This window comes from Nonomuraea sp. NPDC004702 (assembly GCF_053601695.1).
In genome coordinates, this window is the sequence record NZ_JBSGCE010000139.1 from 1 (window position 1) to 11,925 (window position 11,925).

Below are 11,925 nucleotides of genomic sequence, written 5' to 3' on the forward strand. Positions count from 1 at the left end.
GCCACGCCAGGCGGCAGTCACGCCAAGACGACCGTCACCCCCCGGCAGCGGTCAGACCAGGCGGTTGTCCGAGCCGCGCGGCCCCTGCCGCACCGCACGATGCGCGTCAACCACGAGTACACGCGCGGCGGTGCGCTAGCCTATTCACCAGTCTTGACCAGGTCGAAGACCGGCTGGTCGCCTTCGAGTGGCGTTACAACGCGACCGCCCGGCCCTTCAGATGGAAGTTCACTCCGGCCGATCTCGAGGACCTGCTGGCCCGGATCGAGCGACACGAACAGAAAGAGTCCAACCTCCAGCAGTGCGATGACTGCGACCATCAGCCTGCCGGACTGGAGACCGCCGCATAACCCCCGAAGGATTTACGACGCAGACCACTTAGCGTCTTCCACGTGGGTCTCGGCCTTGGTGTACTGACCTCGGTGGACGGTGACCGCGAGTTCGTCGAGGTCGGCCGGGATTGTGAGGGGCATGCCGATCGGGGATGCCCGCTGGCGGCCGAGGGTCCGTGCAGTTCAGCACCCGCGGCAGCGCTCTCGCCCACCGTCGGACCGCGCGCCCTCTTGGTCTCACTTGCCGAGATTGGAGGAGACCCGCTCTGGCGGCTTCGGGCCCAAGAGGGACGGCGATTTCGCCGTCCTGCTTGAGAAGATACCTCGCGTCTCGCATGACATCGTCTTCTCGGCGCTGGAAGATCAAGGGGATGGGCAGCTGTAGCCAAGTGTTTCAAGGGCTCGCCGTGGCAGGTATGAAGGCATGTCGAACAGGTCAAGCAGTTCGGAGAAATCAGCGTGGACGCTTTTCACTCCATTGGTGAACGTGATGAGTACATGAAAGCTAGCCAGCGGGCATTCCGGGCTTGCCATCCTCGGCTCCACCGTGAAACCCATTGTTGGGAGAATCCGCTGGCTCTCCTTGGCATTCAGGAAACGGCGTGCGCGGCTGATCGTCTCCGCGATGACTAGGAGATCGCCGCTTTCAAGAGCTTGCTGTTCCTCGGGCGTGGGCGCGTTGAAGCTCCACGGCAGGGTGTGTCCGACGTCGAGGCCCCCCGACTGGTCTGTGGTACTGAACGTCTTGTTGGCCATGCCCGCCTTGTCAATGAGGTCCGCTGCGAACCGGTAGAGTTCACGCAACTCCATATCAACCTCGGCGTAGGCCGCCACCCGCGCGGTGATGTCGAAGCAGGTGGCGAGATGATCCTTGATCTGTGAGTCCGCTCCGTTGTAGAGGGTGATTCCCAGGTCTCCGATCATCTTCGTTCTCTGGTCGATGGGCGAGCAATAGGCGTATATCATCGAATTTCCGTAGAGACCGATGTCCGCTCGCGGCCACATGGCCTCGTGACGTAGCGACACATACGACATGCGTTCGAAGTTGGGTGGGGTGCCGATCAGTACACTGAGACCATTTGGGGGTGGCTGATACCAGCCTTGTGTTAGTAGGTCGCCGTGGTTCGCGAGCAACCGTCCCCAGCGGGCACACAGTGACAGCTCGGTAAGCTTCGGCGCTTCCTCGCGTATGGCTTTGGCGAGGGTCTTCGCCGCTATCCTGCGCGTCCGCTGGATGGCTTCAATTCGTGGGTCTGATACACGGTCGCCGTTCATGCGGATATGTCCTTCGAGGGTGCGGACGTCAATCAACACTCTATCCTCAGCTCCCGGCACCATTCGGTGATTTGGCACGATGGCGACACCAAAGCCTGTAGTCAGGCGGCCTTGGCTCAGTTTCGTCCATTACCAGAAGCTCTTGGGATGACTCACCCGCTCAGCACCCGCTGCGTCCAGGCCAAGGCGTCACCCTCGCCTGAAACGGCGCCTGTGCCGGGGGTGTGATCCAGATGCGGTCCTTAACCGCCGGTGGGTCCGCCGTGCTCTGCCGAACCCGCCTGTTTTGCCTCGCCGAGGGCCTCAGGGCTCCGTCCGGTCGCCTTCAGGAGCGCCGGCAGGTCTGTGAGATCATTAATTCGAAGGTCGGCCGGTACGACCGGGTCGTCGCTCCAGAGATGCCCCCAGGGGCCTCGTCGGATGAGGCATGTGACAAGGCCCATCTTTCTGGCCGGAATGACATCGTTCCCAGGATGATCGCCGACATAGAGCGTTTCAGCGGGGGCCACACCGGCGAACTTGATGACGCGATCAAAGAAGGCGGTATCCGGCTTGGCCACACCCCATTCCGCCGAGGTGGCGATGGCGTCGATGGGAAGGCTGAGTCCGCGCAGCAGATCGCCGGCTTTGGCCGTCTGGTTCCCTGCCGCGCAGACACGTAGGCCCATATCCCGTAGGGCTTGCAGCCCGGCCCGTACGTCGGGATATAGATCGGAACCGTCCAGAAACTCGCCTTGGCCGGCGACTTCACGCTCCCTGTAGGCGGCCTGGAGGTCGAGGCCGGGGCGGATCACGCGGAGCGCTTCGGCGTTGCTCAAGCCCCGCGCCGTCACCGCGCCGACGAGCGCGGACATGGTGTGGCGGGGTACCTTGAGCCAGTCAGCCCAGGACCCCCAATGGCGATCGTCGCAAACCAGCGTCTCGCCGATGTCGAACACCACAGCGCGAATCACACTGGCAGTGTAAGCCGCTTGAATTCCACAGTCACCCCTCCACTTTTCCGGCGGACGATGTGGGTTACTGGCGGGTGCGAGAGTTCATGGTTCGCCCGCGGGAAGGAGATTCGGGTCACGGCTCCAGATATCCGGCTCGTGGAGGGGGTACCCAGTTCTCGAACAGGACCTCCCCCCAGGATCAAAAGCTCGCCGATGCGCTTCTGGAATTTGGGATGGGCGGCGTGCGCCCGGTTCGTGAACGGCCCCGTGACGGCGGGTACCCGTTCGGCGATGCCCTCCACCACGATGCCTAGTGCGGTGACCATGAACGTTCACCGGGTGGACAACGCACCGGCTTGACCGCGCTCACGTTGATCCACGCGGTTGCCGATCTCGTTGTTGTATGGTCTGACGTCGGCAAATATCGTGGGGAGGGCAAGGGTCGTGGAGCGCGAAACACTGGTCGGTTACCTGGACTCGCAGCGCAAGCACGTCCTGGGCATCCTGGACGGCCTTGGCGAGGGGCAACTACGCCAGGTGGTGCTGCCGTCCGGTTGGTCGCCCCGCGACCTGGTGCACCATTTGACCTGGTCCGAGGCGCTTTGGTTTCGCGGCGCGATGACCGCCGATCGCCAGGTCATCGACACGCTCGTGGTCGGCGAGTTCGGTTGGAAGGTCCCCGAGGAGTTCTCCGGTGCGGACGTGCTCGCGCGGTATAGACGGACGATCGAGCAGTCGAACATGGTCATCGGGGCGACGGCGATCGATGCCGCGCCGGCCTGGTGGCCGACGAAGATGTTCGGTTCGAGGTCATGGCGGCTGGGGTCTTTGCGCGAAGTGCTGATGCACGTGATCGTCGACACTGCGACGCACGCCGGACAGCTCGACGCGGTCCGGGAGCTGATCGACGGACGGCAGTGGCTGGTCAACGACGACTGACCGGCCGCAGGTCACTGAACCCGGTGAACGTTAGCGGTCACCGCACTAGCGCTGGTACCCCCTCACGCGGCCAGGACCGAGTCCCAGCCGGCTGACGAGAATTGGCTGGGGCAGGTCGCGTCGACGCCGCCAGCACGCGCCTGCTGGCTTGGTCCCATGGTCATCTGGCACTCCGGTCTCCATGTGCTGGGGCTTACGCCGCGAGCGTTACCGAACTCGGTGATCGGTGATGCTCTGTTCGCCGGGGCAGCGGCAATCGACGACGGCGGGCTGCGGCTCGCTCGGCCTTGTTGGTCCGGGTCGGGCTGTCAGTGGCCAGAGGCGACGCAGGCTGGGTCAGGACGCGCGAGGGCGGCGACAGCCTAGCGCCGAAGCCCGTGAAGGCCGGTTTGTGGCTGCCAAGGTGCGGCGGAAGGGCGGTGCCGATGAGCTTATGAGCGCGTAGTGCTCGTACCATCGGTTCGTAGCGCGACAACCCAGATGACTCGTGTGCGATGCCGGACAGGGGGTTCAGGCAGGGTCTCGCCAATCGTTTGGCGGCAGGATCTTCGCTTGAAGTCCTGCGTGTTCGTTCAGCAGGTACAGCAGATTGGCGCCGTCGATCAGCTCTATAGGTTTATTCTGGGCGAAGTCGAAGGAAGCCTGACCGTATCCAGATGTGGTTACCAAAATGCCCTTGCTGGCACCTTCATTGGTCAGCGTGCCGAAGAGATCGCGCACGGCGGAGACGCCAACAGTGTTCTTATAGCGTTTGGCTTGGATGACGACCTTGCCGCCGAATATCGGCCGGGGGTCGAAGGCTACGCAGTCGACGCCGCCGTCGCGCGAGGGACGCGTCTGGCGCGCCTCGAGCCCCATCTTGGTGAAAAGGTTCTGTATGAGTGACTCGAATTCATTCGGGCTGAGTTCCATCAAATTCGGGCGGCTGTCTACGAGGGACAGGGCGTCCGACTCCTCGACGAACCGAGCATCCACCATGTCGAACTCGAGGACTGGGCGAACAGGGGTCAACTCCGCGGGATTGTTGGATACGCCCGCTGAAAGGCGCTTGAGGCACGTGGGCGGATCCACCTGGGAGAGGTTCAAGTTGGCGAAGACTTCGCGGGTCGTGCGAAGAGTAATTAAACAGGGCCGAATTTTTTGTCCTGACCCTCTATCGACCGTATCGACAACGCCATTGAATACGATCACGTCCAGATGGCGGCCGCGATCTGCCTCGAAGAGTTCGTGCAACGTCCGCAACGCTATCTGCGCGATGACTGAAGCGTAGATGCTCTTTATTTGCGTGGCCGGCCTGGCAGTCTCATTGACTGTGTCAGTGCTCTTCACGTACCGGAACGTTCTGACATGAGGAACTACGTCGACCGACGGGAGCTCATATTCCACGACGATCTGCCGTGATTCGGGGACGTAAGCCATCTTGAAGTTCTGCGGGAAATTCTCGGGGTAATTGGACCGCTGGAGAACCATGTCATAGTACGAGACGACAGCGTCCGGGTCCCCAGCCTGGTACTCAGCGCGAAAGGCATCGACCTCGGCGTGTTGCGTTCGAGCCTCGGCTTTCGTGGCCTCCACCGCTGCGGCGAAATCGGATCGCGCCTGGCCGAGAGCACTCATTCTGGCCTGCTCATCGGCAGCATGCCGGGCGAGAGATTGCTGATATTTGGCTTGGGCGTCTGCTACGGCCTGTTCGTGCTTGGACTTTCCGAAGACTTTCCCGAGCCCGGTCGGCGCCGCGGGAGCGAACTTTTCCCACTGAGGGGCGGGTAGAGGCGTTTCTAGGTGCTGGTGTTGCCAAGTAGGCAAGCTCGCGGAGATCTTAAGGGAGTCGAAGTTTATGTGATCGTCAACGGTCAGAGTGTCCTTGAGGAGTGACGCGAGAGCCTCCACGCGAAGCTCAATGTCTTCATTTGATGCGGCGACGTCGGCCATTCGTGATTCTTGATAGAGGCGCTTACGCTCCTTTTCTTCTGCGTTTTTGGCTCGCTTGTACGCTGCCCGGGCTCGCTCGGCCTCTCGCTGTGCCGCTTGCTGAGCCCGTGCGCGCTGGGCCTGTGCGCGGGCAGCCTCACGCTGCATTTGAGCGATGCTCGATGCCAGGGAACGTCGCCGAGCCACGATCTCTCCTTCGCCTTGCGGCCGTCATCGCCAAGGGTTTCCCCGGTGGGGACCGCCTCCGCGTGGACTAGTCGTACGTAAACTATCGCTTCGTTTAATGATTGACTAGCTGCTTCCTGACGCCTTCGTGACTGTCTGCGTAGATTGCGTTTAGATAATATGGGACGCGCCGCAGGAGCGATCGATGTACGTGCCGAATTCTCTGGATGCATGAGTCCAAGGCGTAGCCGCGGGGATGGGGCGAGGGTGTCCATTCCCGGGGTGGGCAACCGAGCTGAATGTCCTCGCGACCGCGCTCGATGTGAGGGGCGGCGACCTGGAGAGTGCGCCGGAGGTGGCTCCATGGCGGGCCGCGGGTGGGTTCCGCGTCTCCATGGAGTGATGTCGAGCTGGTGACGCTGGCGGTGGTGTCGGCGTTGTAGGGCGGCCGCTGTGGGCGCCGCTGGTCGCGGTACGCGCGCGCCGAACCATGTGGCGTGCTTCTCCGTCCGCCTCGGCGGTCGGGCTACGGCCAGCGGCCGCGCAAGTCGATGTCCTGGCGGGTGGTGGTGATCCGGGTCCTGGCCCGCGGCGCCTCGTGGTGGAGGGTGAGGTAAGGGCCGAATCCACGGTGGAGACCGTGCGGCGCGGCGCCTTGGCCGCGTGGTCGACGCGGCTGCCAGCGCCTCCCGCTCCGGCTCCTTTGGGGGCCGCGCCGGCATCTGCCGGGCGCCATGGGCGGCTGTTGGTGCTGTTGGGCTGAGCGACGCCAGACCGATGAGCGCGAGGTACCACTGGGCATGGTTGCCAGCGCGCCCCGGGTATGGGCCGAGCACCGGCATCTGGCGCTCATGCGCCGACGGCCGCGCCCGGGCCGGAAACGCAGAGCGGGACGGCGCGCGGCTGTTCAAGCCGTTACGCCAGACCATCGAGTCGATCAACCGGACTTACGAGAGCCAGCTCGACCTGGAACGACACGGTGGCCGGACCCCAGCGGCGTCACCGTCGGTGTCTTCGCCAAGATCTCGCGCCGGCCGCAGTCATCTGGCACAACGACCACCCGGCCAGCCGATCAAAAGGTCACTCACCCGCTACGACCACTGATCACCTCGCCCCACAGAGACTCAACCATCTAGCCCGCGCTGAGGTTGAGCGGCGTCGTGACGACCAGAGCCCACGTGCCGTTGAATAGCGAGCCATCGTCGTCGATCCAGGCGATCGTCGGTTTGCCCTCGCCGTTCATGGTCATGGCCAAACCGTCGCCGGCGCCCCTCATTTTGGCCACTGCTGTGCTAACGCAGCGATGTCCGGTGCAGGTAGCGAGCATGAGCCGGGTTCCGTCCTGGTTCTGGTACGCGACCAGCGGCCGTCCTGCCCGGTCCAACACCAGCGCCGGAGTCGAACGGTAGAGGCCTCCAGGACCCAGTGTGATCACGTCGGCCCGCGCGCAGTCGGGCGTGCGGCAGTCGAGGAGCTTGGCCGCGCGATCCTTCAGGTCCCGGTAGGCGATCACCGGGCGGCCATCGGCCCGTATCGCCATGGCCAGGCCGATGAATCTGCCCAGCCTGTCGTAGACGCCCGGCGGATAGGGAGGGACGGGTCGGGTGACGCGCGGCTGCTGGCAGACGGCGTCAGCGCAGGAGATGACATGAATCTGGCCGCTGGTGGTGTCGAACCGGGCGACGACAGGACGATCGCCGGGTGCCATCGCGACGGCCAGGTTGTGCGTATCGGGCAGGTACGCGGTCGCGTCCAGGCGAGCGACCTGCCTGGGTTCCGGGCGTGAGCAGCTGAGGTCAGCGCAGAAGATGAGAGAGATGATGTCCTTGGTCGGGCTGTCGTCACCCTTCACCGGCTCCTTGTCGGCGAAGGCGACGGCCAGCCCGCCATTCCGCCGTAGAGCCAGTGCCACCCCTGTGTATTGCGCGGGGTAGTTCGCTTTGGCGATGTCCTGGCTGCTGGGGGTTGGCACGCACTTGTTCGCCTCGCATGTCAGCAGCCGCAGTCCGCTGGAGGACCAGGTGGTCAGCAGGAGCCTGCCATCAGGCAAGTGCGAGCTGACCGCGCCAGGAGCCGCGTTCGTGGAGAAGTCGGGTGACTCCGCCCACGTGAAAGTCGTCTTCCGGCAGGAGACGTCGGAACAGGCCAGCAGGCTGGCATAGTTTTCGAAGCCGTCGATGACCATGATCGGTCCTGTGTCGCGGCCAGGGTGCATATCTCGCAGGGCGTTGGGTCGTAACACGGGCGCGCCGCCGGAGGAGCTGGAACGCTTAGCCGACTGCCACGACTCGGTCACGTTCGTCTGGGTGATTTCCGGCCACCCGAACGGGTTGGTCAGTACGACTAGGCTGCACAGCAGTCCGGGAAGCAGCGCCATCGCCAGGAGGCTCAGCCCGCCCCCGCGTGGCGGCGGGCCGTCGGGCAGGCCGTGCTCCAGGTCCGAGTTGGTCACCTCGGTTCGCCAGGCTACGCAATGGAGGAACTGGCGCGCGACCACAGCGGCCTGGAATGGCGTGATGGCCAACGCGAGCGCGGTGCTGGCCAGGCCCCCTGCAAGGGTCGCGAGTGGTCCGGGGAGCAGACCCAGTCCTGACTCCAAGGCCCAGGTCACCGCGCCGGGAATGAGGATGACTCCGAAGGCCAGCGTGAACGCGGTCGGCGCGAACCTCAGCTCGGTCAGGCGGTAGGCGCGGCGGATCGAGCCCAGCCCCGAGCAGCCGTGCAACAAGATGGCGGGCACCGCCAAGAGCACCGGCATCGCCGCGTACGCGACTGCCGCCAGTACCACCGTGGCCAGCCATCGCTGATGGATCGCTAGGAGAACGCCGAAGCACGCGGCATAGGCCACAGCGGCCACCAGGAGCAGGACGAGCAGGGACGGCAGCCGTCGCACCGTCGCCCGTAGTGCCTCGATGGGGGGCACGTGCCGGTCGACCAGGCGCCCCGCGGCGATCATGACTGTGGCGGGGAACACGACCATTTGTCCCGCGAGCGCGACCGCCGCCAGCACGAGTGTCCAGGTCACCAGCGGGGCGTTGGACGTTCCGATCAGCTCGAACCGCTGGTTGACCAGCGCCACCGAGCCGCCGGTCGCCACCGTCAGCGCCAGGAGGGACAAGATGGCGAGCGGCACGTTCACCAGCGCTCCGGGCAGCGCGAGCCGCACCAGATGCCGCCCGGCGTCCCGATAGCTCCGAAACGCCACGCGGCCCTCGCGCAGCCGTTCGACGTATTCCATCACGGTCACCGGTTCCTCGCGTCATCGAAGGGTCAGTGGCGTGGTCACGATCACGTCCCAGTCGTCTCCGGCTCCGACGTTCATCCAGGCGAGCGTTGGCCGGCCGCGGCCGTCCAATGTCATGGCCAGGCCGCTGCCGCCGCCGCGCGGAATCGTCGTCACCGGAGTCTGTGTGCAGCGCTTCCCCGTACAGGTGGCGATGACGATCTGTTCGCGGTCGAGGTCCTTGAAGGCCACCAAGGCCCGCCCCGCCCGATCCAGCACCAGCGCGGGCCTCGCGACACGGTCACGCGGTGCGGTCAGCGTGACCGTGTCGGCCTGTGAGCACGCGCGAGTGCGGCAGTCGAGCAGCTTGATCGTGCCGTCGGCCATGTCCTGGTAGGCGATCAGCGGACGACCGTCAGCCCGGATGGCCATGGCGGCGGGGGGCCGGACGGGGCGGTCGGGGGAGGTATCGGGCGATTCATCCGCGACGGGCTGCTCCACGCGCGCTCGAGCGCAGGCGGGGTCATCGCAGGAGATGACCTGAATGGCGCCGCTGTCCTGATCCAGGCGGAGCATGATGGCGCGGTCGTCCGGGCCCACGCCGGCGATGAGATCGCGTCCGCCGCCCGTGTCGCTGGACACGGGGACGTTGGTGACGTCCTTCGCGCGTGGATGGGCGCACCCCGGATCGTCACAGATGGTGAGCGAGAGCAGTTCCCCCTCGACGTCGCGCTGTTTGGCGAGCCCGTGGAGCTGGGCGACCACCAGGCCGCCGCCTGGCCGCGCGGCCAGGGCGACTTCCCTGTTCCGGTCGGCCCACGTCACCTCCGCGAGCTTCTTGCCTCCGGGGGCCGGTGCGCAGGCCGTCGCGTCGCAGAGCAGCAGCCCGAGCTGCGAGCGCCAATTCTTGTCGTAGACCCATTGGTAGTGCTCTTCCAGTGCCCAGGTTGTCACGGCGAGGCGGCCGTCGGCCAGGGGAGCGCTGACGGCGATGCGCTCGGCGTCGACGGCGGCCGGCTCGGCCCAGGTGAGCCGGGGTTGGGCACAGCCGCTGTCCAGGCACGTCAGTAGCTTCGCCTGGCGGGAGCCGTCCAGGAGCATGACCATGCGCCCCCCTGGCCCCGTGCGCAGGGTGAGTTTGTCCGACCAATCGAGCCGCGGTCGCGGGCGGCCGTCCGCCTGGGACGTCTCCATGCCTGAGTCGGGCGGCAGGTTCTTGGTGACGGCCGTCTGGGAGACCTCCAGCCAGCCGAGCGGGTTGACCAGCACCGCGCCGCCGTACAGCAGGGCCGGCAGGAGGAGCGCCGCGAGCACCGGCGCGGGCCGGGCCGGGTGTGACGCGCTCTGGGGCAGGCCATCCACGATCTTCCGCAACTCGGTGTTCTTGCCCGCGATCAGCAGGCGGCGAAGGAACAGTCGCGCGATCACGGTCGCCTGGAACGGTGTGGCCACCAGTGCCAGAACGCAGCCCGCCCCGATCCGCGCGATGGGTATCGCCGACGTGGCCGCGTTCAGTGCCTGCTGAGCCAGCGCGGGAAAGATCACGACTCCAAAGGCCAGCGTGAACGCGGTCGCCCAGGCGGCCTGGGAGGTCAGCCGGTAGGCCAGGGCGAGCGAGCGTCTGGCGGACCGCTTCGTCAGGACCACGCCTGGTACGGCCAACAGGCACGGCAGTGAGAACAGGACCAGGAGTGCCGTCACGGCGAACGCCGTGACCTGCGCTCCGTTCCACATGAGGAGGCCGAAGCCGGCCGCGGCGTCCGCCGCGATCACGACCGCGCCGATTAGGAGCAGTGCCAGCATCGCGGGCCAGCGCCGGGCCGCGACCCGCATCGCGCCGGAGACGGAGACGTTCTCGCCGACCAGCCGTCCGGCGGCGAGTATCACCGTCGCGGGCAGCACCACCATCTGTCCGGCCACTGTGGCGACCATCACCACCGCTGCCCACACCAGTACCGGAACGCCGAGTGAGCCGATGAGCTGGAAGTCGCCGTTGACCACCGCGGCCGACCCGTCGGCGACCACGAGCAGCGTCGACACGGCGATCAAGCCGAGTGGCGGAAACACGAGCAGGCTGGGCACCGTCAGCCCGAGCAGGTGCCGTGCCGCGAAGGCGTAGGCCCGCCAGACCATACGGTCGCGCCGTGGCTGGCCCCGGGCGTCGGTGCGGTGGGCGTCTTGGCCGAAGAGTCCCTCAGCGCTCAGCTGGCTCACGCTCCCCGCTGTCCTCGCAGATGAAACCAGTCTTGGGCGGGCTCGGTGAGGAGTTGCGTCGCTCCCACTCCCGCTACCAGCAGACCCAGGGCGCCCCAGAAGAACCCGTGTTCGCTGAACATGGTGCTCAGGCCGCGGAGCGCGAGCAGCGCCTGGAGCCAGATCGCGGACAGTCGCACCCAGTTACGCCGACTCGGGGTCATGACGGACAGCGCGCACAACCCTAAAATGGCGGCCGTTTGCACGGCTAGCATGATGATGACGGGGCCGGTGAGCTCGCCGGATCCCCACCGCGCGTACTGGATCAGCGCCAGCAGCGGCGGGAGCAGGATCAGTGTCTGCGCCCACAGGCAGGCCCGCGCCAGTTTGACCGGTCTCGGCGCGGCGAACAGCTGATCAGGCCCGGACATGAATGCCTCCATCGGGACAGGGGGGTGGCCACAAGCCTAGATTTCGCGCTGTGCCGTGTGGGGTGTGGAAGACCTCATCGGCATCGGATCGAACCCGCGACGGGATGTGCTCCGTACTCCAAAGGCACGTAGGTTCGCCTGAGCCGGGAGGCGAGCGGACCTGGGCTTGTGTGGCCTGAGCGGCCGCGGCCCGCTTGGACGGCATCCCGCTGTGGGGACGGAGGCGGAAGGATGCGCGCCTTGCGAGCGGAGGAGATGGCGCTGGTGTGGAATGGGCTCAGCCAGCGCTGGCGGTGCTCTCGATCGCGTAGTCCTGTGACTGGCCAGTGTTCGTGGTGCTGGCGTGGGGGTCGGCTTGGTCTTTGCCGCTGTGGTGATGGCGCGGCGGTGGCGGGGCGCGTGGCCGCGCCTCTCGGGGGGCTTCACGCACCGGTCTGTCCTGACGCGGGTCACGGTGCCGGGGCTGGGCAGGTCGTGCTCCGCCGGCGGCTGGCCGGCGG

General features: G+C 66.0%; 8 protein-coding genes and 1 pseudogene. 2 read left to right on the plus strand and 7 right to left on the minus strand.

Going from position 1 to position 11,925, the window contains the following annotated elements:
* Window positions 1-140: 140 nt before the first annotated feature.
* The 3 genes from ACWEJ6_RS53155 to ACWEJ6_RS53165 all read right to left on the minus strand — a co-directional run bounded on the left by ACWEJ6_RS53155 (window position 141) and on the right by ACWEJ6_RS53165 (window position 2,560).
* The gene (locus ACWEJ6_RS53155; RefSeq protein ID WP_452433320.1) at window positions 141-320 is read right to left on the minus strand and encodes a hypothetical protein; all 180 of its coding nucleotides are present in this window, start codon (window positions 318-320) and stop codon (window positions 141-143) included.
* Window positions 321-695: 375 nt separating this feature from the next.
* A complete protein-coding gene (locus tag ACWEJ6_RS53160; RefSeq protein ID WP_452433321.1) occupies window positions 696-1,643 on the minus strand; it encodes a M24 family metallopeptidase in 948 nt (315 codons plus the stop codon).
* A 206-nt stretch (window positions 1,644-1,849) separates the two neighbouring features.
* The gene (locus ACWEJ6_RS53165; protein WP_452433322.1) at window positions 1,850-2,560 is read right to left on the minus strand and encodes an HAD family hydrolase; all 711 of its coding nucleotides are present in this window, start codon (window positions 2,558-2,560) and stop codon (window positions 1,850-1,852) included.
* 426 nt (window positions 2,561-2,986) lie between these two features.
* On the opposite strand from ACWEJ6_RS53165, the gene ACWEJ6_RS53170 reads away from it, so the two are divergent.
* Window positions 2,987-3,481: a mycothiol transferase gene (locus ACWEJ6_RS53170; protein WP_452433323.1), complete on the plus strand. Its 495-nt coding sequence runs from the start codon at window positions 2,987-2,989 to the stop codon at window positions 3,479-3,481.
* A 510-nt stretch (window positions 3,482-3,991) separates the two neighbouring features.
* Here the strand turns inward: ACWEJ6_RS53170 and ACWEJ6_RS53175 are convergent.
* Window positions 3,992-5,599 (minus strand): restriction endonuclease, encoded by a 1,608-nt coding sequence (locus ACWEJ6_RS53175; RefSeq protein WP_452433325.1) that lies wholly within the window; start codon window positions 5,597-5,599, stop codon window positions 3,992-3,994.
* An 846-nt stretch (window positions 5,600-6,445) separates the two neighbouring features.
* Here ACWEJ6_RS53175 and ACWEJ6_RS53180 point away from each other — a divergent pair.
* Window positions 6,446-6,682, plus strand: a pseudogene (locus ACWEJ6_RS53180) (IS982 family transposase); the annotation flags it as partial.
* Window positions 6,683-6,710: 28 nt separating this feature from the next.
* Here the strand turns inward: ACWEJ6_RS53180 and ACWEJ6_RS53185 are convergent.
* The 3 genes from ACWEJ6_RS53185 to ACWEJ6_RS53195 are packed head-to-tail and all read right to left on the minus strand — an operon-like array spanning window position 6,711 to window position 11,437.
* Entirely contained in the window at window positions 6,711-8,825 is a 2,115-nt protein-coding gene (locus ACWEJ6_RS53185; protein WP_452433326.1) for a hypothetical protein, read from the minus strand.
* Window positions 8,826-8,837: 12 nt separating this feature from the next.
* The gene (locus tag ACWEJ6_RS53190) at window positions 8,838-11,015 is read right to left on the minus strand and encodes a hypothetical protein (RefSeq protein WP_452433327.1); all 2,178 of its coding nucleotides are present in this window, start codon (window positions 11,013-11,015) and stop codon (window positions 8,838-8,840) included.
* Entirely contained in the window at window positions 11,012-11,437 is a 426-nt protein-coding gene (locus tag ACWEJ6_RS53195) for a hypothetical protein (RefSeq protein WP_452433329.1), read from the minus strand. Before ACWEJ6_RS53195 ends, ACWEJ6_RS53190 begins: the two co-directional genes overlap by 4 nt.
* Window positions 11,438-11,925 lie beyond the last annotated feature (488 nt).